The organism is Paenarthrobacter sp. 10L412 (assembly GCF_056395565.1).
In genome coordinates, this window is record NZ_JBFTJT010000010.1 from 170,642 (window position 1) to 194,418 (window position 23,777).

The 23,777-nt window shown below is 61.0% G+C and carries 20 protein-coding genes; 12 read left to right on the forward strand and 8 right to left on the reverse strand.

Features of this window, described 5'->3' with window-relative positions:
• Window positions 1–34: 34 nt before the first annotated feature.
• The 8 genes from AC1DD7_RS15435 to AC1DD7_RS15470 all read left to right on the forward strand — a co-directional run bounded on the left by AC1DD7_RS15435 (window position 35) and on the right by AC1DD7_RS15470 (window position 9,952).
• A complete protein-coding gene (locus tag AC1DD7_RS15435; protein ID WP_216925697.1) occupies window positions 35–430 on the forward strand; it encodes an FKBP-type peptidyl-prolyl cis-trans isomerase in 396 nt (131 codons plus the stop codon).
• A gap of 98 nt (window positions 431–528) precedes the next feature.
• Window positions 529–2,568 (forward strand): helix-turn-helix transcriptional regulator, encoded by a 2,040-nt coding sequence (locus tag AC1DD7_RS15440; RefSeq protein WP_477515677.1) that lies wholly within the window; start codon window positions 529–531, stop codon window positions 2,566–2,568.
• Between the two features lie 9 nt (window positions 2,569–2,577).
• Window positions 2,578–2,928 (forward strand): hypothetical protein, encoded by a 351-nt coding sequence (locus AC1DD7_RS15445; RefSeq protein WP_477515678.1) that lies wholly within the window; start codon window positions 2,578–2,580, stop codon window positions 2,926–2,928.
• Window positions 2,929–2,964: 36 nt separating this feature from the next.
• Window positions 2,965–3,234, forward strand: coding sequence for a Sec-independent protein translocase subunit TatA (gene tatA / locus AC1DD7_RS15450; protein ID WP_431115294.1), 270 nt, complete (start codon window positions 2,965–2,967; stop codon window positions 3,232–3,234).
• A gap of 6 nt (window positions 3,235–3,240) precedes the next feature.
• Entirely contained in the window at window positions 3,241–4,077 is an 837-nt protein-coding gene (gene tatC, locus AC1DD7_RS15455) for a twin-arginine translocase subunit TatC (RefSeq protein ID WP_477515679.1), read from the forward strand.
• A gap of 24 nt (window positions 4,078–4,101) precedes the next feature.
• Complete coding sequence (locus AC1DD7_RS15460) at window positions 4,102–7,071, forward strand: DEAD/DEAH box helicase (protein ID WP_477515680.1); 2,970 nt, start codon at window positions 4,102–4,104, stop codon at window positions 7,069–7,071.
• 55 nt (window positions 7,072–7,126) lie between these two features.
• A complete protein-coding gene (locus AC1DD7_RS15465; protein WP_477515681.1) occupies window positions 7,127–8,788 on the forward strand; it encodes an amidohydrolase in 1,662 nt (553 codons plus the stop codon).
• Between the two features lie 420 nt (window positions 8,789–9,208).
• Window positions 9,209–9,952 carry a polyprenol monophosphomannose synthase gene (locus tag AC1DD7_RS15470; RefSeq protein ID WP_224090400.1) on the forward strand — a complete coding sequence of 248 codons (744 nt, stop codon included), beginning with the start codon at window positions 9,209–9,211 and terminating at the stop codon, window positions 9,950–9,952.
• 75 nt (window positions 9,953–10,027) lie between these two features.
• Here AC1DD7_RS15470 and AC1DD7_RS15475 read toward each other — a convergent pair whose 3' ends face one another.
• The 4 genes from AC1DD7_RS15475 to AC1DD7_RS15490 all read right to left on the reverse strand — a co-directional run bounded on the left by AC1DD7_RS15475 (window position 10,028) and on the right by AC1DD7_RS15490 (window position 13,123).
• Window positions 10,028–10,375 carry an RNA polymerase-binding protein RbpA gene (locus AC1DD7_RS15475; protein WP_021470504.1) on the reverse strand — a complete coding sequence of 116 codons (348 nt, stop codon included), beginning with the start codon at window positions 10,373–10,375 and terminating at the stop codon, window positions 10,028–10,030.
• 256 nt (window positions 10,376–10,631) lie between these two features.
• Entirely contained in the window at window positions 10,632–11,627 is a 996-nt protein-coding gene (locus AC1DD7_RS15480) for an SPFH domain-containing protein (RefSeq protein WP_477515682.1), read from the reverse strand.
• 96 nt (window positions 11,628–11,723) lie between these two features.
• On the reverse strand, window positions 11,724–12,185 hold the full coding sequence (locus AC1DD7_RS15485) for an NfeD family protein (RefSeq protein ID WP_477515761.1): 462 nt from the start codon (window positions 12,183–12,185) through the stop codon (window positions 11,724–11,726).
• 83 nt (window positions 12,186–12,268) lie between these two features.
• Window positions 12,269–13,123 carry a methyltransferase domain-containing protein gene (locus tag AC1DD7_RS15490; RefSeq protein ID WP_477515683.1) on the reverse strand — a complete coding sequence of 285 codons (855 nt, stop codon included), beginning with the start codon at window positions 13,121–13,123 and terminating at the stop codon, window positions 12,269–12,271.
• Between the two features lie 69 nt (window positions 13,124–13,192).
• Here AC1DD7_RS15490 and AC1DD7_RS15495 point away from each other — a divergent pair, with 69 nt between their 5' ends.
• The gene (locus AC1DD7_RS15495) at window positions 13,193–15,208 is read left to right on the forward strand and encodes an alpha/beta hydrolase family protein (protein ID WP_477515684.1); all 2,016 of its coding nucleotides are present in this window, start codon (window positions 13,193–13,195) and stop codon (window positions 15,206–15,208) included.
• A 17-nt stretch (window positions 15,209–15,225) separates the two neighbouring features.
• Here AC1DD7_RS15495 and AC1DD7_RS15500 read toward each other — a convergent pair whose 3' ends face one another.
• Window positions 15,226–15,903 carry a peptide deformylase gene (locus AC1DD7_RS15500; protein ID WP_431115302.1) on the reverse strand — a complete coding sequence of 226 codons (678 nt, stop codon included), beginning with the start codon at window positions 15,901–15,903 and terminating at the stop codon, window positions 15,226–15,228.
• 98 nt (window positions 15,904–16,001) lie between these two features.
• Here AC1DD7_RS15500 and AC1DD7_RS15505 point away from each other — a divergent pair, with 98 nt between their 5' ends.
• Window positions 16,002–16,421, forward strand: a complete 420-nt coding sequence (locus AC1DD7_RS15505; protein WP_477515685.1) for a nuclear transport factor 2 family protein — start codon at window positions 16,002–16,004, stop codon at window positions 16,419–16,421.
• Between the two features lie 15 nt (window positions 16,422–16,436).
• Here AC1DD7_RS15505 and AC1DD7_RS15510 read toward each other — a convergent pair whose 3' ends face one another.
• Genes AC1DD7_RS15510 through AC1DD7_RS15520 form a run of 3 tightly spaced genes read right to left on the reverse strand, consistent with a single transcriptional unit; the run spans window position 16,437 to window position 19,429 of the window.
• Window positions 16,437–17,567, reverse strand: coding sequence for an FAD-dependent oxidoreductase (locus AC1DD7_RS15510; RefSeq protein ID WP_477515686.1), 1,131 nt, complete (start codon window positions 17,565–17,567; stop codon window positions 16,437–16,439).
• A gap of 9 nt (window positions 17,568–17,576) precedes the next feature.
• The gene (locus tag AC1DD7_RS15515; RefSeq protein WP_477515687.1) at window positions 17,577–18,296 is read right to left on the reverse strand and encodes a class I SAM-dependent methyltransferase; all 720 of its coding nucleotides are present in this window, start codon (window positions 18,294–18,296) and stop codon (window positions 17,577–17,579) included.
• Window positions 18,293–19,429, reverse strand: a complete 1,137-nt coding sequence (locus AC1DD7_RS15520; RefSeq protein WP_477515688.1) for a type III polyketide synthase — start codon at window positions 19,427–19,429, stop codon at window positions 18,293–18,295. Before AC1DD7_RS15520 ends, AC1DD7_RS15515 begins: the two co-directional genes overlap by 4 nt.
• Window positions 19,430–19,695: 266 nt before the next feature.
• On the opposite strand from AC1DD7_RS15520, the gene AC1DD7_RS15525 reads away from it, so the two are divergent.
• Together AC1DD7_RS15525 and AC1DD7_RS15530 are read left to right on the forward strand one after the other, a co-directional pair.
• Window positions 19,696–22,089 (forward strand): ATP-binding cassette domain-containing protein, encoded by a 2,394-nt coding sequence (locus tag AC1DD7_RS15525; protein ID WP_477515689.1) that lies wholly within the window; start codon window positions 19,696–19,698, stop codon window positions 22,087–22,089.
• Between the two features lie 173 nt (window positions 22,090–22,262).
• Window positions 22,263–23,600 carry an HAD family hydrolase gene (locus AC1DD7_RS15530; protein WP_477515690.1) on the forward strand — a complete coding sequence of 446 codons (1,338 nt, stop codon included), beginning with the start codon at window positions 22,263–22,265 and terminating at the stop codon, window positions 23,598–23,600.
• The last annotated feature ends 177 nt before the right edge of the window (window positions 23,601–23,777 follow it).

The following is a 23,777-nucleotide window of genomic DNA, read 5'->3' on the forward strand; positions in this document are numbered from 1 at the left end:
CACACCCCTACGTCCCCCAAAGCAAGGAGCAACCATGTCATTTGGTCAGCGTGACTTCGACCGCACCAAGCCCGAAATCGACTTCCCGGAAGGCGACGTTCCCACCGAACTCGTCATCACGGACCTCATCGAGGGTTCCGGCGCCGAGGCCAAAGCCGGCGACACCGTATCCACCCACTACGTTGGCGTCGCCTGGTCTACGGGCGAAGAGTTCGACGCTTCCTGGGGCCGTGGTGCTCCGCTGGACTTCCGTGTTGGCGTAGGCCAGGTCATTCAGGGTTGGGACCAGGGCCTGCTGGGTATGAAGGTTGGCGGCCGTCGCCGCCTGGAGATCCCTTCAGAACTGGCGTATGGGTCCCGTGGCGCCGGCGGAGCAATCAAGCCCAATGAGGCCTTGATCTTCGTCGTTGACCTCGTAGCTGTCCGCTAGGGCGAAAGCTTCCTGCCAAGGCGCGTTACCTTCCGGCTTTTGCCGGGCCGGTGACGCGCCTTGCTGCTTTCGCCCAGGACTTTAGTAACGTAGCAAGCGTGTCCGCATCCCGCACTGAACGACTCCTGAATCTCCTGCTTGCCTTGCTCAATACCAGGGTGGGCCTTCCGCGCTCTGTCCTGCGGGAAAAGGTCTATCGCGACACCGCCGAAAACGACGTCGCGTTCGGACGGATGTTCGAGCGGGACAAAGTGGATCTGAAACAGTTCGGCTTTGAGATCGAGACCCTCACGGACCCCCGCAGTTTCGGGTCCGAGGATCCCGCATCAACCCGCTACCGCATTGGCAAGGACTCGAACAGGCTTCCTGATGTCAGCCTGACGCCCGCCGAATCCACCGTCCTCCTCCTTGCCGCCCAGTTGTGGGAACGTGCTGCTCTCGGCAACGCCGCAGTCAATGCCGTCCGCAAGCTGCAGGCCGCAGGTGGATTCACCGACGTCGACCTTCCTGCCGGCGTCCAGCCGCGGATCAAGCCAGCCGGACAAGCATTCGACGACGTCGTTGCAGCCATGCACGGCCGGCATGGGGTCCGCTTCGGGTACCTCGCCGGAAGCACCGGGCGTGAGGAAGTGCGCGAGGTGGAGCCTTGGGGCCTGGGAAGCCGGTTTGGGCAGTGGTACCTCGTGGGATTTGACCGGGGGAGGGCAGCCAAGCGGATTTTCAGGTTGTCACGCATGACCACCGCCGTCTCGGCCATACCTGGCAGTTCCTTCGAGCCGCCAGCCGGTTTCAACGCCCGGGCGGAGCTGGATTCGCTCAACGAACTTCCCGTGCAGCAGGCTGTCATGGACGTAGACGCCGGACGTCTTCTCGCCCTGCGCAAACGTGCTGTTTCCAGCGGTGCCGGGAAGGAACCGGCTGAGAAGGGCTTGGACGGCAGGGACAGGCTGCTGGTGGACTTCCGGGATCCCGAACAGTTCGCCGAGGAATTGGCCTCGTATGGCCCCCACCTCAAAGTGGTTGAACCTGCCGAGCTGCGTGCCGCCGTCGTACGCCGGCTCAAAAGCGCTGCGGAGTTCAATGCGTCCCCGGCCATCCCCGTGGAATTCCCCGAAGCTGCGCGCGCGCAGCGATCAAGGAAACGCACGTCCGAAGACCAACTCACGCGCATGCTGCAACTGGTGCCCTTCCTGGTCCACCATCAGGGCCTGCACGTACAGGAGGTAGCTGACCGCTTCGGCATCAGCCGCAAAGCACTTATCGACGACCTGAAAATCCTGATCTGTTCCGGGCTGCCCGGAGGCTACCCGGACGATCTCCTGGACATCCAATGGGAAAACGACCATGTGTACATCACGGAGCATTTGGACCTGAACCGTCCTGTTCGCTTCAGCGAGGACGAAGCCGCGGCGCTGCTGACTGGATTGTCGATGCTCGGCGATCTGCCTGCACTTGCAGGTTTGCCCGAAGACGAACCGGGCAGCGCCCTGGAGTCTGTGACCATCAAATTGACGGGTGCCGCAGGACAGGCCGGACGCTTGGCCGGTGCCGTTGCAGGCCAGTCGGTGGCACCCGAGCAATCGGAAGCCTTCGCCACCATCACGCACGCCATCAGGGACGGCCAACAACTGCGCCTGAGCTACCTTTCCCCGCAAAGGGATGAAGTAACCGAGCGCGACGTGGACCCCCTGCGGCTCTACTCCCTGGACAACACCTGGTACTTCGAGGCCTACTGCCATAGCAAGTCGGGACTCCGGAATTTCCGGCTGGACCGTGTGCAATCCCTGGAACCCAATGGCCGTCCTGTCTCCGGGACAGCAACTGCTGATGCAGACTTTCCGGCACGGCTCTTCACGCCCAGTGACGACGACGTCCTGGTGGTGCTTGAGTTGACCCGGCAGGGTGCTGGCCTGGCTGACGACTACTACGCCGAGCGCACTGCCGAATTGCCCAATGGCGGACTGCTCGCCGAGGTGCGCTTTGGAAATGTGGAGTGGTTACCAATGTTTGTGTCCCAACATGGAGGGACGGTGCGGGTGCTGGACCCTGCGCAGTTGCGCCAGAAAGTCCAGGCGTGGCTCACAGCGGCCCTGGACCAATACGGTGCCGTTTCCTCGTCGGACATCGTGGCTGGCTAGACTACTCAGATGCCTTGGTGGTTTTGGATCCTGCTGTGGATCGCGCTCATAGCCCTGTCGTTGCTCCTCCATGTGACCTTGGGTTTTCGGCTGTTCAGGAAATTCATGGCCACTGTTCACGAATTAGGGGACGCTGGGAAACGTTTCAGCCATGTTTCTCCTGCCGCAGAAACCTCCGATGTTGAGGCCCCGGAACGCCACCCGGAGCCGGGATCCGCAATTTTTGCCTCGCCGGAGCAGATGCGTCATGATTACCTGACGGCCAAAGCCTTCCGCCAGGAAGTTCGTCGCCAGAAGCGCGTTCAGCGCAAAGCAGAGCGGGGTCAGCCCCAATCCCTGCACGACATTGAATTCAGATAGACGTAGGATGTATCCAAAAGGAAAGGACCTCCCCACATGAGGCTCGAAGGCTGGCATCTCATCATCATCATCGTCCTGGCTCTGGTGCTTTTCGCTGCACCGAAGCTGCCGTCCATGGCGCGCAGCATTGGCCAGTCGATGCGTATCTTCAAGTCTGAAGTCCGGGAAATGAAAAAGGACGGGTCCTCCGAAAAGAAGGAAACCCAAGACCCCTCTGACGCCGTCGAAGGCAGGGTTGTAGACCACCCCGACGTAAAGGCCAAGAACACCGGCGAGACCGACGTTCCGCCCTCCAACCGCGTCTAAGAAGAAGTGGTAGAGACGAAGGGGCGCAAGGCCAACCCCGAAGCCCGGATGGCGCTCCTTGACCATCTTAAGGAGCTGAAGAACCGGCTCTTCAAGGCTGCCATCGGCGTTATTCTTGGGACGGTGCTGGGCTTCATCGTCTATCAACCCCTCTTGGAAGCTTTGATCAAGCCGATCAAAGACCTCAACGAAAAAGAGGGCCGCGCTGCCAGCCTCAACTTTGATGGCGTAGCCAGCTCATTCGACCTCATGGTGCAGGTCTCCGTATTCCTTGGCGTGATCCTTTCCAGTCCTGTCTGGATCTACCAGCTGTGGGCCTTCATAGTCCCTGGCCTGCACAAAAAAGAGCGTCGGTTGGCTCTGTCGTTTGTAGCAGCTGCCGTTCCGCTGTTTATCGGCGGCGTCCTGTTGGCATGGCTCGTGCTTCCCAACGCAGTGCGTGTCCTGACGGACTTCACGCCCACCGGCGCTTCGAACTTCATTAGCGCCGAAATCTACCTTGCGTTTGTCCTCAGGCTTCTTCTGGCCTTCGGAATCGCTTTCCTGGTGCCGGTGGTACTGGTCGGGCTGAACCTGGCCGGAATCGTCAAGGGCAAGCAACTGGTCAAAAGCTGGCGGATCACTATTTTCCTGGTCTGCCTTTTCGCGGCCATGGCTGCCCCGGGTGCCGACGCCATGAGCATGTTCTACTTGGCGGCGCCCATGCTGCTTCTGTTCTTCGCTGCCATCGGCGTTTGTCTCTGGAACGACCGCCGGCGGGAACGCCGTGCCATCAAGCGTGCTGCTGAGACCGAAGCCACGGCAGATATTGCTACCCCGGCCTCGGATCTGGAGAATCTCTAGACCTCAGGCCATTAGGCTTGGTGCATGTCCTCCATTTCCGGGTCTCCATCACCATCAGACCGCTTTCAGGCGGCAGCTCACCGGGCAGCTGAGGCCAAGACATATCTTGGTGCCTTTGCCCGGACGCTGGACTTCGAATTGGATGACTTCCAACGTGAGGCGTGCCGCTCATTACAGGAGGGCCGTGGCGTCCTCGTCGCGGCTCCCACAGGTGCGGGAAAGACGATCATTGGCGAATTTGCCATCTATCTGGCTTTGGAACGTGGCCTCAAGGCGTTCTACACGACACCCATCAAGGCGCTGAGCAACCAGAAATTCTCCGAGCTCGCCGCCAAGTATGGCTCTGCCAACGTTGGCCTGCTGACGGGCGATACAACCATCAACGGTGAGGCGCCCGTTGTGGTCATGACGACCGAAGTCCTCCGCAATATGCTGTACGCCGACTCGGAGACGCTCGGTGACCTCGGCTTCGTCGTGATGGACGAGGTCCACTACCTCGCAGATCGCTTCCGCGGAGCCGTCTGGGAGGAAGTCATCATTCACTTGCCCAGTGAAGTACAGGTTGCTTCGCTGAGCGCAACGGTCTCCAATGCCGAAGAGTTTGGTGCATGGCTGGATACCGTTCGGGGCGATACGGACGTCATCGTGTCCGAGCACCGGCCCGTGCCACTGTGGCAGCACGTCATGGTGGGCAGGGAGATCGTTGACCTCTTTGCCGGCGATACCACTTTCGATGAAATCGCTCCCCAGATACCGGACACAGAAGTTCCGGACCTTAGCGATGCTGACGACGCCGTGGACGAGGCCACCCTCCCGGCAGAAACCCGGAAGACCGCCGTCAAGAGTTCCGTGGCATCTCCGGTCCGCCAGGCAGTGACCGGCCCCGAGTTCGAAGTGAACCCGGATCTGCTGGCAATGGCCCGCTCCGAGAGCCGGATGAACTTCAACGGCCGCTTCGGCCACGGTGGCCGGAGCCGCCGTCGGCAGGACCGCTCCAGGGATGAACGGCAGAACACTGAACAGCGCAGCCCAGTCCGGAAGGCAAGCCGCCCCCAGGTTATTGAAAGCCTCAACCGTCAGGGCCTGCTGCCTGCCATTACGTTCATTTTTTCCCGGGCCGGTTGTGATGCTGCAGTGGCCCAGGGCGCGGCATCGGGACTATGGCTCACTACCGAACGCGAACAGCAGATCATTGCGCAGCGGGTGGATGAAGCAAGCCACGAAATCCCTGCCGATGATCTCGATGTCTTGGGATTCTGGGGCTGGCGCGACGGCCTCATCCGGGGCTTCGCGGCTCATCACGCGGGCATGCTTCCCACCTTCAAGGAGGTAGTGGAGAAGCTGTTTGCGGATGGCTTGGTCAAGGCAGTTTTTGCCACCGAAACGTTGGCGCTCGGGGTGAACATGCCCGCGCGTTGCGTGGTGTTGGAAAAGCTTGAGAAGTTCAACGGCGAAGCCCACGTCAACATCACGGCGGGGGAGTACACGCAGCTCACTGGCAGGGCTGGACGCCGCGGTATCGACGTCGAGGGCCATGCCGTAGTGCTGTGGCAGCCGGGAACGGATCCCGCTGCCGTGGCTGGCTTGGCGTCCCGCCGCACCTACCCGCTGAATTCCAGCTTCAGGCCCACGTACAACATGAGCATCAACCTGATTGCCCAGTTTGGCCGGGTCCGGGCACGGGAAATCCTCGAGTCGTCCTTCGCGCAGTTCCAGGCGGACCGCTCCGTCGTAGGGCTGGCGCGGCAGGTCCGTGGCCGCGAGGAGTCGTTGGCAGGATACGCGAAATCCATGGAGTGCCATCTGGGCGACTTCACCGAATACGCCAGGCTCCGGCGGGAGCTCAGTGATACTGAACAGTTCGCTGAACGGAACTACCACCGCGCGCGAAAGTCCAGGGTGGCGGATTCACTGACGAGGCTCATCCCAGGGGACGTCATCAGCGTCTCCAGCGGCAGGCTGGCGGGCTACGCCGTCGTGCTTGATTCCGATGCCAACGCCCGCGAGCCGAGGCCTTCTGTCCTCACCTCGGACAATCAACTGCGCCGGATCGGCGTCCACGACGTCGATGCCCCGGTGTCTCCTGTGACCCGGATCAGGATCCCGAAATCCTTCAACGCCAAGGTCCCCAAATCGCGGCGTGACCTCGCTTCCTCCATGCGCCATGCCATCAGTGACGATGCTCCCAAGTCGCGCCGCAACAGCAGGCATGAAGACTTTGGCCTGGGTTCCCGGCTCCCGGACCAGGAACAGAAGATCACTGAACTACGCAGGGCGCTCAGGGCGCATCCTTGCCATGGTTGCAGTGAACGCGAAGACCACGCCCGCTGGGGCGAGCGTTGGTGGAAACTTCGCAAGGAGACAGACGGCCTGATCCGCCAGATCCAAAGCAGGACCAACACGATTGCCAAAACTTTCGATCGCGTATGCGACGTCCTTTCGGCCTATGGGTACCTCGAAACCAACGACGCCGGCAAGGTCACCATCAGCACGGACGGGCAGCGGCTGCGGCGCATTTACGGTGAGAAGGACCTGCTCATTTCACAATCCATCAGGCGTGGTGCCATCAACGATCTCGATGCTGCCGAGCTGGCCTCCTTGGCCAGCACCCTGGTGTACCAGGCAAAGCGTGAAGACCGGGGCCTTCGCCCGAGGATGCCATCGATTGCGCTGGAAACGGCGGTCGACATCGTCGTCCGGGAATGGTCCCAACTTGAGGACACCGAGGAACAGAACAGGCTTCCCCTGACCGGCGAACCGGAGCTGGGGCTCATGTGGCCCATGTACAAGTGGGCCAAAGGCCGCCATCTTCAGGACGTGCTCAGCGGCACTGACCTTGCTGCAGGCGACTTCGTCCGTTGGGCAAAGCAAGTGGTTGACCTCCTGGACCAACTCGCCAAAATTCCACAACTGGATCCCCGCTTGACGCGGATCTGCCGTGAATCCATCGATCTGGTCCGCCGGGGGGTCGTGGCTTACTCCACCATCGCCTGACCCGGAACCGTTTTCGAGACCCCAGACCTTCTTCAACGCTCGAGGAGCACACCGCATGAACCAGCCAGGCCTGTCCGCCGGCGACCGCCCCCACGAAAACGTCCGCAAGGTGACCCTTTACCGGAACGGTTCGATCTATACCGCTGCCGATCCGTTCGCTACCGCCATGGTGGTGGACGGTGACACGGTCGCGTGGGTGGGCTCCGAGCAAGCAGCGACGTCCATCGCGGATTCCACCATGGACATCATTGATCTTCGGGGAGCCCTCGTGGCGCCGGGCTTTGTTGACTCCCATGCTCACTTGACGGAGACGGGCCTAGCTTTGGCTGGACTGTCCTTGACGGGCGTGCGCTCTTCCCGGGAGCTGCTGGACGCCGTTGCTGCCGCTGGCGGTACCGGGAGTGTCATTGGGCATGGCTGGGATGAAACAACCTGGCAGGATGCTACCCTTCCAACGCTTGAAGAGCTGGAACAGGCCTCGGGCGGCAGGCAGGTTTACCTTTCCCGCATTGACGTTCACTCCGCCCTCGTTTCATCCTCTCTTGCGGCGTCGGCAGGCCTTGCGGGCATGGACGGCTTCACGGGGGACAGCGGCCGCGTAGTCAGGACTGCCCACACCGCCGCCCGCCTCGCGGCGCGGCGCTTCAGTGAGGCCGAACGGAGCGGGTATCAGGAACAGGCCCTGCATTATGCGGCTTCCAACGGCTATGTTGCCCTTGCGGAAATGTCGGCCCCACACATTTGCGGGCCGGAAGATCTTCAGATGGCCATGTCCTGGAACAGGCAAGCCGGCAAACCGCAGGTGCTGCCGTATTGGGGCGAGCTGGCGTCATCGGAAGATCACGCCCGCAGTATCCTGGACAGCGTGGGCCCCGACGTCCTGGGCTTGGCGGGAGATCTGAACATCGATGGTTCCATCGGTTCGCGGACAGCTGCCTTGAGGCAAGACTATTCCGATGCGCCAGGTCAACGGGGCAACGTGTATCTTTCAGTGGATGAAGCCGCCAAGCACCTTGCTGCATGCTCGCTGCTGGGAATCCAGGGCGGTTTCCACATCATCGGTGATGCAGGACTTGATGTTGCGCTTGAGGCATTGGACGCCGCAGCTGACGAGGTGGGGGAGCAGCGGATCCGCGCGGCGGGTCACCGCTTTGAACACGTTGAGCTCGCCGACCAGTCCGCCGTCGAGAAGCTGGCCAAGTACTCAGTGACTGTCAGCATGCAGCCGGCATTCGACGCTCTCTGGGGAGGCCCTGGGGGATTCTACGAGCAACGACTCGGCGGCCGCAGCCAGGCAATGAACACGTTTGCGTCCTTCTACGCCAGCGGAGTTCCGATCACCTTTGGCAGCGATAGCCCGGTCACACCGCTCAGCCCTTGGTCCAGCATCCGGGCCTGCCTGGAACACAGCAACCCGGACCAGCGCATTTCAGCGCGCGCGGCTTTCCTTGGCCATACGAGGGCGGGCTGGCGGGCCACCAAACACAGGAACCCTCTCATGGGCCAACTCGTCCCTGGTGCGCCAGCCAGCTTCGCGGTATGGGAAATTGAGGAACTCATGGTGCAGGTAGCGGATAGCCGTGTGCAGTCCTGGAGCACCGATCCCCGTGCCCGCACCCCCTTGCTCCCGGCCTTGGATACTGGCAACGATCCTGTATGTCTGCAGACGGTGAGGGAAGGCCAGGAGCTCTTCGCGCACGAATCCCTCCGGGTCTGAGCCCATTGTTTCCTTGAGGTTTGAACTCCCCGCCTGAACTGGGACGATGCACGAACGCGCAGGTCAAGCCCTGGTTGACAGCTTTTGTAAAGTCCGTAGCATTGAGGCTCAACAGATTGTTAAGTCCTGGGGCTTTCCCGGGAGTAATTATCTGGTTCGCGGCCAGGATATGGCTTGGTGGCGGTACGCGAGTGGGCAGGCCCATAGGGCCCTAGAAAACAGTTCGTCCGGCAAAATGCCTGTCCGGACAACACTGGTCCTGGGTCTATGGACCTGCCCGCAGCGCTTAAGTCTGTGTGGCCGGGGCCACAGCTGCCCGTAGTAGTGCACAGGATCGTCCTATAATGGAGAGTTGCGCCAGAACGCCAGCCCTGAGGCTGGTCCGGCACACTGACCGCTCCATCAAGGAAAGGCCTCTTCTTGCGTGTCCTGACGATCATCCCTACCTACAACGAGCTGGAATCGCTCCCCAAGACATTGGGCCGGCTGCGGACCGCAGTGCCTGAGTCGGACGTCCTGGTGGTTGATGACAACAGCCCGGACGGCACGGGACAACTTGCTGACGGCATAGCCGCCGAGGACAAGCAAGTGCACGTGCTGCACCGCAAAGGCAAGGAAGGCCTTGGCGCGGCCTACATCGCCGGCTTCAAGTGGGGCCTCGCCGCCGGGTATGACGTTCTGGTCGAGATGGACGCCGATGGCTCCCACAAGCCCGAGCAGCTGCCCCTCCTCCTTGATGCGGTCAAAGAGGGCGCCGACCTTGCCATGGGCTCGCGCTGGGTACCGGGAGGCAGTGTTGTGAACTGGCCTCTCTACCGCCAGGCAATCTCCCGTATTGGCAGCACCTATGCCCGCATCATGCTTGGCTTGAAAATCAAGGACGTCACGGGCGGCTACCGTGCTTTCCGCCGCAGCACACTTGAAGCCCTCAAGTTGGATGAAGTGGATTCAGTGGGTTATGGCTTCCAGGTTGATCTTGCCTGGCGCGTGGCAAAGCTCGGCCTGCGTATTGAGGAGCGTCCCATCACCTTCGTTGAGCGGGAGCTCGGTGCATCAAAGATGAGTGGCAACATTGTGGTGGAAGCCATGATCAACGTCACCAAATGGGGCTTGGCGGCACGGTGGGCCAAGCTCACCGGAAAACAGCCTGCCCTCGCAAAATAAAGGTAGCTTTCATAAGAAAAGGCCGGAGCGGTTCCCAAAGGGAACCGCTCCGGCCTTTTTGCTTGAGTTTGAAGACTAAGCTGAGCGACGCTCTCCGCGGCGCTCACGCAGGATGTTCAAACGATCCTCAAGGATCTGCTCCAGCTCCGGAAGGCTGCGGCGTTCCAGAAGCATGTCCCAGTGGGTACGGACGGCCTTCTCGTTGGCATCCACGGGACGCTCGCCGTCTACGAGCAAGGCTTCCTTGCCAGTCTTGGAAACCCAAACAGGGGGGATCTCGGCTTCAGCAGAGAAGGTGACGAAGACCTGCTCGCCGTCCTCGCAGCGGTATTCAACCCGCTGGCGCGGTGCCGGTTCAACGCCGGACTCGGTTTCCATGCTTTGGGCGCCAAGACGCATACCCCGCAGGCTGCGATCGCTCATGATTACTCCCTCTGTCTGTTCGCGGAGTCTGAACTCCGCGCTAGCCGTAAGCCGTTTTCACGGTCCCTACGGACTACTTCTGCACACCTTGCATCACTAATTGCAACGCCTGGCCAAGCTTTAATGTTCCATCCACACTGAACCAGCCGGACAAATATCCCATTATACGCGGATGGATGGTAAGTACCCAAAAGCAGTACAAAATGCGATGAGCGGCCAGCCGTTTGGCTGACCGCTCAACTGCCTGACAACAGAGTTATTCCGCGGGCCTTGACTGTGCTGCCGTGGTGGATTCCACGGGAGCTGCCGGCTCCGAAGCGGCAGCTTTGTTGCTGCCGCCAAAGAAGCCAGCAGCATCGGAGTCACCGTTGGCGCCTCCGAGCGCACTGCCAATGCCCTTCAAGGCCTCGCCAACTTCACTGGGGATGATCCACAGCTTATTGGAACTGCCCTCGGCGAGCTTGGGCAGCGTCTGAAGGTACTGGTAAGCCAAAAGCTTCTGGTCCGGGTTGCCCTTGTGGATGGCGTCAAAGACTTTCTGGATGGCCTGGGCTTCACCGTCTGCCCGAAGGATGGCGGCCTTCGCATCACCTTCAGCTGCGAGAATGGCCGCTTGGCGCTGGCCTTCTGCTGTAAGAATTTGCGACTGCTTGGTTCCTTCAGCAGTCAGGATGGCTGCTCGACGGTCGCGCTCTGCACGCATCTGCTTTTCCATCGAGTCCTGGATGGAGTGGGGCGGATCAATAGCCTTCAGTTCCACACGCGAGACGCGGATGCCCCAGCGGCCTGTGGCTTCATCCAACACTCCACGCAGCTGGCCATTGATCTGGTCACGGGAGGTCAGTGCCTCTTCGAGGTTCAGGCCACCCACAACGTTACGAAGCGTGGTGGTGGTCAGCTGCTCTACCGCCTGGATGTAGTTGGCGATTTCATAGGTAGCCGCCCGGGGGTCCGTTACCTGGAAGTAGACCACGGTGTCGATCGAAACCACGAGGTTGTCCTCGGTGATGACTGGCTGCGGCGGGAAGGACACCACCTGCTCACGGAGGTCGAGCAACGGCAGGAGCCTGTCGACGAACGGAATCAGGATGGTAAGGCCCGGGTTGAGCGTGCGCTGGTACTTGCCGAGGCGTTCAACGACGCCGGCACGTGCCTGCGGGATGATCCTTACCGAGCGGACCAACACGATGATGACAAAAATGACGAGAACAATCAGCACAACTGCTGCCGCTGTTCCTCCTAAACCGTCCATGCGTCTCCTTGATTCCCCAATTGCGTGGCTTGCTTTGGCCTTTTGCGGGCAGGCTGCCAGCCTGTTATCCGCAGAATTCTGGTTTTCCCGTTCGAATCAGCGCGGGCTGTTTTCGGCAGGCGAGGCTACTACCGCCGTCGCGCCGTCAATCCTGGTGACCTGAACGGTAGCGCCGGCGTCGAGGACTCCAGCGGTGCTGCGCGCGCTCCAGACGTCGCCGCCGATCTTTACCAGTCCGCTGGTGCCCGTGACGGCTTCTATGACGAGGGCGGGCTGACCGATGAGCCGGTCGATATTCGTCCGCTGTTCTGCTGGTCCCTTATGCAGGTGTTTCAAGGCGACCGGGCGGACGAAGGCGATCATCAAGAGGGAGACCACGCTGAAGATGACGATCTGGAGCCAGAAATCGGCCCCGGCGAAGTCGGCTATGACCCCGGCCAATGCGCCGCCTCCGAGCATGATGAAGAAGAGGTCGAGGGTTAGCATCTCCACCACCGCGAACGCGAGGAAGACCGTGAGCCAGAGCGCCCACCAATTCTCGCCGAGCCATTCAAACATCATTTCCCCCTTGGTCCCGGACCCCGCCGCAGACGGGGTCACAGTCGCTGTTCCTCCATCCTAGCCCGACGCTGAGTCCCTCGTCAGGAAGCCGAAGCACCCACCGTAAAGAGGCTGATTCGGAACTTCGCCGTGGTCGCTACGGTTCCATCCGCATCGGCCAGCAGAGCGAGTTCTTCGGGCTTGATGTGGTGACCGGCCGGCCCCATATAGGCGATGTCGGCCAGCTCGGAGCCCGTGAGGGTGAGCGGCACGTCCAGGTTGTACGTTGCATCAGCGTGGAAATAGCCACCCAGGGATTCAGCCAAGCGCTCGGCTTTGCCTTCCTCAATGCTGAGCATTCCGGTGCGGGCAGCGATTTCAGCCAAGTGTCCTGGCTGCGGTGTCACCACAATCAGCTCTCCACCAGGCCGCAGCACCCGGGCGAACTCTGCCGGATTCTTTGGAGCGAACACCACCAGGACCACGTCCACCGCGTCATCGGCAATGGGCAGCGGACGCCAAATGTCCCAGACGAGGTTGGCAGCATCCCCGTTGAGCCGTGCAGCGCGGCGGAGCGCGAATTTGGAGATGTCCAGACCTATCGCAGAAGCCGGAGTCCTTTCCAGGACACGGTGGAGGTAGTGACCGGTGCCCGTTCCGGCGTCGAGAACCACGGCCCCGGGCCGCTGCAGCGATGCGGCTGCCAGACCCGCAACGCGCTCGGCCAAAGCAGCGTAGTGTCCGCGGTCCAGGAATCGATGCCGGGCTCCCACCATCTCCGCCGAATCAGCTTCGAAGACTGTGCCCTTACCTGTCAGCAGGTTGAAGTAACCCTGTTTGGCGGCATCGAATACATGCCCGGAACCGCAAACAAGCCTCCGCTGTGGGTCCTCGACAAGCTGAAACCGCCCTTCGCAAACGGGACAACGGAGGGCGGCAACGGCATCGGACAACATGGATTCAATCCTACGGTGGGCCGGAGTGTCTGGTGCCTGCGCCAGGGCGGCGGGGCTAGGCTCACCAAGGTGAAACCCGAGCAGCTGCCTTTGTTGAACTCCGTCTCCGCCCCAGCCATCCATCCGGACGGCACTAAAGCGGTGGTATCCGTCGTCAGGCCTGATTTCGACGCCGATACTTACGTCGGCCAATTGTGGAACGTACCGCTGGACTCCAGCAAGCGCCCACGACGTATCACCCGCGGGTTCAGGGACACTTCGCCGGCTTTCTCGCCTGACGGCCTGGTTTTGGCCTTCCTGCGGAGCGACGCAGAGGGAAAAGCACAACTGTTTGTTGTGGAGTCGGCAGGGGGCGAACCACAGCAGGTCACGGATCAGCACGGCGGGGTCAACGGGTTTGCGTGGGCGCCCGATTCCCATCGGGTGGTCTTCACCAGCCGTGTTGCGGAACCGGGCCGCTATGGAACGGTCGACGGCGTTGCTTCCGGCAGTGAAGACGCCCGGCTTATCGCCGTGAACCAGTACCGGATGAACGGTGTGGGGTACGTCCTGGACCAGCGCCAGCAACTGTTTGTGGTTGACGTGCCGGAATTGGGAGGCGAGCCTGTTGTCATTCCCCGCGGCAGAGCCGCCCACGAACGGCCGGGTGCCAAGGTAACCGGGGTTCCCGATGCCAGGCAGATGACGTTCGGCGAATCGGACCATGAGGCGCCATGCTTCTCGGCCGACGGCAGATTCCTCTATTTCGTAGCCGCTCTCCACGACGGGCATGATGAGGACCTCGTAACGTCCGTGTACCGGATTGACGCAACAGGCGGCGAACCCGAGCTCGTCAAACCCCACAACCCAAAACTGCAGACCGTCACGGCGGTGCAGGCGTCCACCGATGGCCGCTCGCTCTTCTTCACCGCGCAGGACCTGGGCGATACAGGACGGGATTTTGTCGCGCGCAACAGCGTTCTCTACTCAATGCCTGTCATCGGGGGAGATGCCGTGGCCCTCACCGACGTCGAGCATTTGGACGTCTCAGGTCCGCTGGAACCGAGCGGACCGGACAGCGTCCTGGTCTTGAACACAGCATTGGGCAGCGTGGAGCTCCTCGATGTCACGGCGGCGGGAAGCATTACGCCACTGGTCCATGGCGCCCGCGTGGTTATTGGAGCCACAGTTGGTGCCAATGGCGAAATTGCCGTGAGCTTCCTGGATGCGGCCACCGCTGGCGACGTCGCCTCCCTGGAGCGTGGTGAACTGCGTCTGCTGACAGACTTCTCGGCGGGACTTCGGAACAGCTCACGGGTCAGTGAGCCTGTGGATTTCCAGGCAACCGCCGACGACGGATACCCCGTGAACGGTTGGTTGGTGCTACCCGACGGCCCCGGACCGCACCCTGTCCTACTGACCATCCACGGGGGTCCGTTCTCCCAATACACGGGAGCCTTCTTTGACGAAGCGCAAGTCTATTCAGCTGCAGGATACGCAGTAGTGATGTGCAATCCGCGGGGCTCCTCAGGCTACGGACAATCCCATGGACGGGTCATCAAGGAGCGGATGGGAACCGTGGACATGCAGGACGTGCTCACTTTCCTGGACGCTGCCTTATCCGCCCACGCAACCTTGGACGCGGACAGCGTGGGCATCATGGGTGGATCCTATGGCGGTTACCTTACGGCGTGGACCATCGCACACGACCACCGTTTCAAAGGGGCAATTGTCGAACGCGGATTCCTGGACCCTGTCAGCTTTGCGGGCACGTCCGATATTGGCTGGTTTTTTGGCGGCGAGTACGCTGGAGCCGCACCCGGTCAGCTTATGGCTCAGAGCCCCTTGGCCGTAGGCGGCTCCGTCGTGACACCGACCCTGGTGATCCACAGCGAAAACGACCTTCGGTGTCCTCTCGAACAAGGGCAGCGGTACTACGCGCTCCTCAAAGAGAGGGGAATTGAGACGTCGTTACTCGTCTTCCCGGGCGAGGACCATGAATTGTCGCGTTCCGGGACACCGCATCACCGCAAGCAGCGGTTCCAACACATCCTTGCGTGGTGGGCCATGTATCTGCCGACTGCATCAAACCATATGGCGGACTGATGCAAGCCACGGACCAGCTAGCCGTGTAGGAAGCCGAGAGTCCGGCGCGCGTCCTCAATGTCCGGGTTGGTCCACCGTAATGAGTGTTCCGCGTTGCTGGAAAGCGATCGCATTTCTGCTTTGTCCACGTAAAGGATTCCCTGCAGGTGGTCCGTTTCGTGTTGCACTATGCGTGCCTGCCACCCTGAGAACCATTCCTCCACAGGGCGGCCCTCTGGCGTGAGGTAGCTCAATTCCACATTGCGGGTTCTCGTGACCACCGCTTGGTAGCCGTTAACGGACAGGCACCCCTCATAGAAGGACGCTGTCTCGTTTCCCAGAGGCCGATATTTCGGGTTGAGGACAGCCATGAACTCCAGCGGCTCCCTGTGCCGGACAGTTGCCGACTCCGGATCCACCTCGTACTTGTCTTCAAGGACTGCCAACTGCAACGGAATGCCCAACTGCGGAGCCGCCAGTCCAACCCCCGGTGCCGCGTGCATGACCTCACGCATCCGCTCGATGAACGCCGCCAATTCAGCGCCATCAAGCTGGCCGTCATATGGCGCGGCCTGTTGCCGGAGGACGGGGTGCCCGGCTTGAACGATCGGCGGAAGTTCCTCTGTTTCAAGTAGCCGGAGGACTGCGTCCCTGATCTGGAGGGGATTAAAGTCAGTAGCCGGGCTGGGCGCCTCGGAGTGAGGTTGCTGCGTCATGACTTGAGCCTAACGCGAAGCCTCCTCTTCGCGCCTGGTCCTTCACCCGGGTGCGCCCTTGCCGGGCGCCGATCTCCGCGTTCAGCTAGGCTCGTCGGATGACTGAAAGCAACCCCCTGGACCATGTACTCGGGTTTATCAGGACGGTTGAGTCCGGCGGCGGCGCCGCTGAGATCAGCCCGTACCTGGCCCACGACTTCACACTGACGGAATGGCCGCACGCGCTATCCAAAACCGGGTCCACCAGAACCCTTCAGGAGACTCTCAGTGGCGCGGATCACAGTAAGAACATCGTGGCGAACCAGAGCTTTGAGGTGGTCCGGACCACCTGCGAAGGCAACCGGGTAGTCCTGGAGATGAACTGGTCAGCCACGTTGCTCCTGGACCTCCCACACTGGGACGCCGGCGAAACCATACGTGCGCGGAGCACCGCTGTCTTTGAGCTGCGGGACGGTTTGATCATCAGCCAGGACACCTACGACTGCTACTACACACTCCCTGAACAGGCAACGTCCTGAAGGAACGCGCACGAGCTAGCGCATGGTGAAGCGCCGCTCCACCAACGCTGAGACAGCAGGAAACTCCAACGCATAACTAAAAAACGCGTTCCTGGCGGCCATGATTGCCGGAGGGAGGGGCCTTCCAAGTGCCATGTTCAAGCCCGCCTGCAAGGATGCGCGGGCCGCTGCCCGGCGTCGGTCCTTCTCGAACACCTGAAGCTGGCGACCGACTGCCTGTCCCCTGAGGGAGGCATCAATAAGAGGTGCCAGGGCAGCAGCACCAAGCCATCCAAGGTTCATTCCCTGGCCACCAATGGGACTGATCTCGTGGGCGGCATCGCCCAACAACACCGTTCGGCCATGGATCATGCGGCCCGCAAGCCTGGACTGGACATCAAATGCGCTCAACATGGTGTTGCTTTCCGGATCCAGCACGGCGCCGGTCCGGGCTTGGACCATGGCAGCCAGCTCAGCCGCCGTCGCCCCATCCGCCGGGGCTCCAAGCCGTACCACCCATCGGCGAACATCCCCAGGCAAGGGGAACGACTCCACGATCCCCTCGGGCTCCAGATACAGGACCGCGTTGTCTCCATGGCCTGTCCCATCAACGAAATCTCCCATCAGATAACTATCCGGATAGCTGCGGGCCGGAAGGTCGGGGAGAAGACGTTGTCGTATCAGCGAGTGGGCTCCGTCAGCTGCCACCAAAAGACGGCTGGTGAAGGTGTGTTCTCCGGAAGGTGAGGCCGCCCGGACGCTGACAGTGCCGCCGTCGTCGGCAAAATTGCGCACGTCCGCGCCGCGGATGATCGCCTTGGAGTCCAACGCCAGGACCGCTTGCTCCAGTGCCTGCTCCGTCACTGGTTGCGGGACCGCGAGGATGAAGGGGAAGTCCGGGTCCCCTGTAAAGGGCAGCTCGGCGATTTTCTTGCCTTTGCTGTACGCAACGCCCCGCTCGATCCGCACACCGGATGCCAACAACGGCGCGGAAAGACCGGCCCGTTCCAGTTCAATGAGCGCCGGCGGGTGAATCCCTATTGCCCTTGAACGGTGGCTCCTGGTCGGTCGACGTTCAAGGATTCGGACCTGGTGCCCTTGATTGAGCAACAAGGCGCCCATGAACAGACCGACCGGGCCGGCACCCACGATGATGACGTCAAGCACGTCTGTCCCTCACGTCCAGGATCCATCGCCGGCATGCTTGTAGACGAGCAGGTTGTGCCACGGTCCGTTTCGATCCACCCTCCATCCTTCCGGAGCCGCCGCCTGGAGCTCCCCGGAGGTGAAGCTGCGCTTGATGGAAACCAAACCGTCACCGCAGATGAAAGAGCCGACGCCCAAAGGCCAGAAGCCTGCCGCGAAGAGAAGGTATGCCATGTTGCTCCGCTTGAGGTCATTGTGCAGCGCGAGCCTCTGGCACAGTACTTCTGAGTCGTTCAACACCCCGGCGAGTTGGTCAGCATCGAGGTGGTGGAGGATGTGATTCGAGAGGACGATATCGAACCTCCTGCCCTCCGCGACAAGATCCGCACTGTGCGCCCGCCGGTAGGTGACGCCTTCCACCGCTGGCGCCCGGGTCGCAAAACTATATGCCCGTTCGTCAGGGTCTATGGCAGTTACCTTCAACGCAAATCCATCCTTTGCGGCCCATCGCGCCAAGCTTCGAGCGACGTCCCCACCACCGCACCCGATGTCCAGGATCGACGCCGTGCCGTTGGCTGCGAGAAGTGGACGGAAGCGGTCACGGTACGTCCGGTGCCATCCGGAAAGGAGGCGGTTAACCACCGGGAAGCGCGCGTAGCTGCGATCCAGGCGCTGGAGGTCACAATCAGGCCGGTCCATGTCCTCGATGGCATCCACGTCCCTGTTTTTCAGGGATCCCCACGGGCTCACAGGGTGGGAGAGACCAACGTAAAGAGGCCAGTCTCCACCGTGAGGCCGGGACCGAACGCCATGGAGCAGATTCGCTCCTCGCGTTGATTTGCGGGTTGCCCAAGCATGTACTTCAAGACAAACAGCACAGTGGCGCTACTCATGTTGCCGTATTCCCTGAGTGTTTCCCTCGCAGGGACCAGTTGCTCCGCGGTGAGTTCGAGTTTGGATTCGACCTTGTCCAGTATGCTGCGCCCACCGGGATGAATGGCCCAGTGCGCTATATCGCGATAGGGGAGTTCTGCCAGTTGCGGCTCTTTGGCGAGCAACGGCTCCAACGCCCCGGTAATGTGCTCCTCGATGATGTGCGGCACATAGGAACCCAAGACCATTTCAAAACCCTCGTCACCAATATTCCAGGCCATCGCCTCTTCACCAACGGGGGTGAGGACCGTTTCGAAGTGGTCCAGCCTGATCACCGGTTCGGGCCCTTGGGGTTCCTTGGACGTCACAATGGCCGCGGCTGCACCGTCCCCGAAGATGGCCGAACCCATGATGGTGTCGGGGTCGTTGGAGGTGCGCACGTGCAGCGAACAAAGCTCCACACAGATAACCAGAACGACGGCGGCTGGATCTGCCAGGCAGAACTGCTTGGCTGCCTTCAGGGCTGGAAACGCGGCATAGCAGCCCATGAAGCCGAGGTGGTAACGCTGCACGGCGGGGTTCAGTCCCAGCGCCCGGACGACCTTGTAGTCGGGACCAGGATTGAAGAATCCCGTGCAGGAGACAGTAATGACATGAGTAATGTCATCGAGGTCGATGTCCGGCACGCGTGCTACCGCAGCCTTGCCGGACTCGATAAAGAGCTTGGTGGCCTCCGTGGCAAAAATCTCGTTCCGGACTTTGGTGCTGGGGCTCAGCACGTGATTGGTCGAAGGGTCAAAGAATCGTGGATTTTCCGGATGCGCGTCGAGGCTCAACTCTTCCACCGCCGTATAGCGGGTATCTATTGCAGCTGAGTCGAAGCAAGTGGAGACCAGTCGCGATCCGAGCCGCGTCAGGCCTGGTTGAGCTGCGAAGACGTCGCGTGCCTGCGACTGCACGAGGATGGTTGGCGGAACTGCGGTTTCAAGGGACCTCATGTATACCGGCATGCTTCATTCTTAGTGAGTCGGCCGCTGATGACAATGGTTGGAGGGGCTCAGGCTTCGCGTCCTCCCAAAGGCCTGCAGCACGGGCCGTTAGTGTGGTCAATGACCGTTGCCGCATTCGCGACGACGAACGAGAATTTTACGTACTGACCTCAGGTTGGTCAGTCCTGGCCAGGCGGCGCCGACGGGGGACTGCTGGGCAGCACCGACCAACAGATGCCGACCAACAGGTGGTGGCCAGCAGTTGCCGCCCAACAGATGGAGAGATCATGAGCATTGCCACGAGCACCGACACGCAGTCTCCTGGGTCGCACGTAGCAGACACCCACGACCTCATACGGGTGCAGGGTGCGCGCGAGAACAACCTCAAAGACATCAGCATCGAGATCCCCAAACGTCGTCTCACGGTGTTCACGGGTGTCTCCGGCTCGGGCAAGAGCTCGTTGGTCTTTAGCACCATCGCGGCGGAGTCCCAGCGAATGATCAATGAGACGTACAGCGCTTTTGTTCAGGGCTTCATGCCTTCATTGTCGCGGCCGGACGTGGACATGCTGGAGGGCCTGACAACGGCCATCATCGTGGACCAGGAGAGGATGGGCTCGAATCCGCGCTCAACCGTGGGCACTGCGACAGATGCCAATGCCATGCTCCGCATTCTCTTCAGCCGGCTCGGCCAGCCCCACATCGGATCACCGAACGCGTACTCGTTCAACGTGCCCACCGTAAAAGCCAGCGGGGCCATCACGGTGGATCGCGGCGAGGGCAAAACCAAAACGGAGAAGGCCAGCTTCAATCGCCTGGGCGGCATGTGCTCACGATGCGAGGGCATGGGCTCAGTCAACGATTTCGATCTCACCGCGCTGTACGACGCCAGCAAGTCCTTGAACGAGGGCGCGCTCAGCATTCCCGGGTACACGATGGATGGCTGGTATGGCCGGATCTTCAGCGGATCAGGCTTCTTCAATATGGACAAGCCAATTGCCAAGTTCACCAAGAAGGAGCTCCACGACCTCCTGTACCGGGAACCGACCAAAATCAAGGTCGAAGGCATCAACCTCACCTATGAAGGCGTCATCCCAAAAATCCAGAAATCGATGCTCTCCAAGGACGTTGACGCACTTCAACCACACATCCGGGCCTTCGTGGAGCGGGCCATCACCTTTACCACCTGTCCGGAGTGTGAGGGCACCAGGTTGAGCCCGGAGGCACGTTCTTCCAAGATCAGAGGGAAGAGCATTGCGGATGTGTGCACGATGCAGATCAGTGACCTCGCTTTATGGATCCGGGAAATCGATGAGCCCTCAGTGGCTCCGCTTCTCAAGGGACTGCAGCACCTCTTGGACTCCTTCGCCGAGATAGGTCTCGGCTATCTGTCCCTCGATCGGCCTGCCGGTACCTTGTCCGGGGGAGAGGCGCAGCGAACCAAGATGATCCGGCATTTGGGCTCATCCCTGACTGACGTCACCTACGTCTTCGACGAGCCAACTATCGGCCTGCACCCGCATGACATCGAGCGTATGAATCAGTTGCTGCTGCAGTTGCGGGACAAAGGCAACACTGTGCTGGTAGTCGAGCACAAGCCTGAAACGATTGCGATCGCTGACCACGTGGTGGATCTCGGACCTGGCGCGGGCACAGGCGGCGGCACGGTCTGCTTCGAAGGCGATCTGGACGGGCTGCGGGGGAGTGACACCATCACTGGGCGCCACCTCGACGATCGCGCATCCATTAAAGAGCAGGTACGGACAGCTTCCGGAACTCTTGAGGTCCGCGAAGCTTCCACCAACAATCTTCAAAACGTGGACGTTGATATTCCACTGGGCGTGCTGTGTGTGCTCACCGGTGTGGCCGGATCGGGCAAGAGCTCGCTGATTCACGGGTCGGTGGCCAAACGGGACGGCGTCCTGGTGATCGACCAAGGTGCCATCCGGGGTTCCCGCCGAAGCAATCCTGCAACTTACACTGGGCTCCTTGAGCCCATACGCAAGGCATTCGCCAAGGCCAACAATGTGAAACCGGCACTCTTCAGCTCCAACTCCGAGGGCGCGTGCCCCACTTGCAATGGTGCCGGCGTCATTTACACGGATCTGGGCGTCATGGCGACGGTGGAATCAACGTGTGAGGAATGTGAAGGTAAGCGCTTCCAGGCGTCCGTATTGGAGTACAGGCTTGGTGGCCGCAATATTGCAGACGTGCTTGCAATGTCTGTCAACGAGGCTGAGATCTTCTTCAGCGAAGGGGAAGCACGCACACCGGCCGCCCACAAGATCCTGGACCGCCTCGCCGACGTCGGACTCGGTTACCTGACGCTTGGACAGCCGCTCACCACACTGTCCGGCGGGGAACGCCAGCGGCTCAAGCTTGCCACGCAAATGTCGGAGAAGGGCGACATCTACATCCTGGACGAGCCGACCACAGGCCTCCATCTCGCCGACGTCCAGAACCTGCTCGGAATGCTGGATCGATTGGTCGAGTCAGGAAAGTCAGTCATTGTGATCGAACATCACCAGGCCGTCATGGCACATGCCGACTGGATTATCGACCTCGGGCCTGGCGCCGGACACGACGGCGGCAAGATCGTTTTCTCCGGCACGCCCGCTGACCTTGTGGCTGACCGCTCGACGCTGACCGGCAAGCACTTGGCGGTTTACGTCGGCGCCTGATACTTGGCTGGCCTGAAAAAATGCCAATACCACTTGCTTCCGAGTGGCCGACTCTAACTTCCTGCTAGAAATTCCCTCTAACTCCTTGACTATTTCCCGTGATGTGGCACACACTTACTCAGGACTTTGGACTATTTACAGACCATTAAGAAATCTTGAGAACCGGGGGAAGCATGTCCACATTTTCGTCAGGGCCGGTCAAGGATGACAACACCCACAGCAAGGAAACCCGCAGAAAACCCTATCTCCGCGTTGCAACCACGACTGCGATAGTGGCGACACTCATGGCGGCCACTGCGTGCGCCGCGCCTCTTGCAAACAACGCCGGGCCAGCAGCTGAATGCCGCCAACTCGACGCCCAACTGGCATGGCCAGGGGAGGTCCGGGAACAATTGCAAAAGACCATTGACGCCCACAGCAGTTGCACAGGAACAGCCCGCGGAGATAAAGCTCCGGTGGCGATTTTTGACTGGGACAACACTGTAGTGAAGAACGACGTCGGCTACGGCACGAACTTTTGGATGCTGCGGCATGACAAAGTCCTGCAACCGGCCAACAAGGACTGGAAGAGCACGAACCGCTACCTTACTGATGCGGCAGCGACGGCGCTGTCAACGGCATGCGGCACAGACACACCCGCTGGCCAGCCCCTCAAAACCAGCAGCAACATGGACTGCGCTGATGAAATCCTCGCCATCCTCGAGGACAAGACCCGTTCGGGCGAGCCAGCTTTTGAGGGCTTCAATGCCCGGCACCTCGTCGGCGCCTACGCCTGGGGTACTGCCTTGTCTGCCGGTTATACCGCGGAACAGCTCGGCCAGTTCGCACTCGCGATGAAGCAGGAGAACCTGGACGCAGCAGAGGGCAGCATGCAGACCGTTGGAAGCCAGCAGGTGGACGGCTACATCCGGATCTATCCGCAGATCAAAGACCTCATCGGTACCCTCCAGGCACATGGCATCGATACTTGGGTGGTGTCGGCGTCGCCTGAGCCGGTGGTGAAAGCGTGGGCCGGCGACGTCGGCATCGATGCCGGGCATGTCGTGGGCGTCCGCAGCGTCTACGAGGATGGCATCCAAACCTCCCATCTGAAAGGCTGCGGCGGAATACCCGACGGCGAAGATTCCGTCATGACCTACATCGAGGGAAAACGTTGCTGGGCCAATCAGGTGATCTTCGGCGTCGAGGGTCCTTCAGCCTTTGAGCAACTGCCTGCCGAACGCCGCCAGATCCTGGCCGCCGGCGACTCCGGCACAGACGTAACCTTCGTTGGCGACGCCACCGAAGCCAGGCTGGTGGTGAACCGGAACAACGCCGAAATTATGTGCCGAGCCTACGACAACGAGGACGGCAAGTGGCTGATCACCCCAATGTTCATCGACCCCAAACCACAGCGTAGCGAGCCGTATCCATGCACCACCAAGGCGTACACCAACCCGGACAGCAGCAAGGGGCCAGTGGTGCGCGAGGACGGCAGCCTCATTCCGGACCAGGTGGACCGTGTCCACTGAAGGGACTTCTGCCGCTGACAGTGCGGCGCGCTCGTCCAGCAAGGCTGCCGGAGTTCTTCGGTGCATCTGAAGTCGCCAACTGCCGATACCACGGGGACCAAATGTTGGGGGAGTAGCCGAGGGTTTCGGCGATGGTGGCCACTTGGGCAAGTTTGGCTAACGAACTTACCTAGCACC

Excerpts from the sequence above, each read along its gene's own strand:
- AC1DD7_RS15520 (WP_477515688.1), bottom strand. The coding sequence starts at position 19,429 with ATGCCGGTATACATGAGGTCCCTTGAAACCGCAGTTCCGCCAACCATC.
- AC1DD7_RS15480 (WP_477515682.1), bottom strand. The coding sequence starts at position 11,627 with ATGGACGGTTTAGGAGGAACAGCGGCAGCAGTTGTGCTGATTGTTCTC.
- AC1DD7_RS15505 (WP_477515685.1), top strand. The coding sequence starts at position 16,002 with ATGACTGAAAGCAACCCCCTGGACCATGTACTCGGGTTTATCAGGACG.
- AC1DD7_RS15530 (WP_477515690.1), top strand. The coding sequence starts at position 22,263 with ATGTCCACATTTTCGTCAGGGCCGGTCAAGGATGACAACACCCACAGC.
- AC1DD7_RS15490 (WP_477515683.1), bottom strand. The coding sequence starts at position 13,123 with ATGTTGTCCGATGCCGTTGCCGCCCTCCGTTGTCCCGTTTGCGAAGGG.
- AC1DD7_RS15475 (WP_021470504.1), bottom strand. The coding sequence starts at position 10,375 with ATGAGCGATCGCAGCCTGCGGGGTATGCGTCTTGGCGCCCAAAGCATG.
- tatA (WP_431115294.1), top strand. The coding sequence starts at position 2,965 with ATGAGGCTCGAAGGCTGGCATCTCATCATCATCATCGTCCTGGCTCTG.
- AC1DD7_RS15525 (WP_477515689.1), top strand. The coding sequence starts at position 19,696 with ATGAGCATTGCCACGAGCACCGACACGCAGTCTCCTGGGTCGCACGTA.
- AC1DD7_RS15460 (WP_477515680.1), top strand. The coding sequence starts at position 4,102 with ATGTCCTCCATTTCCGGGTCTCCATCACCATCAGACCGCTTTCAGGCG.
- AC1DD7_RS15435 (WP_216925697.1), top strand. The coding sequence starts at position 35 with ATGTCATTTGGTCAGCGTGACTTCGACCGCACCAAGCCCGAAATCGAC.
- AC1DD7_RS15500 (WP_431115302.1), bottom strand. The coding sequence starts at position 15,903 with ATGACGCAGCAACCTCACTCCGAGGCGCCCAGCCCGGCTACTGACTTT.
- AC1DD7_RS15445 (WP_477515678.1), top strand. The coding sequence starts at position 2,578 with ATGCCTTGGTGGTTTTGGATCCTGCTGTGGATCGCGCTCATAGCCCTG.
- AC1DD7_RS15485 (WP_477515761.1), bottom strand. The coding sequence starts at position 12,185 with ATGTTTGAATGGCTCGGCGAGAATTGGTGGGCGCTCTGGCTCACGGTC.
- AC1DD7_RS15465 (WP_477515681.1), top strand. The coding sequence starts at position 7,127 with ATGAACCAGCCAGGCCTGTCCGCCGGCGACCGCCCCCACGAAAACGTC.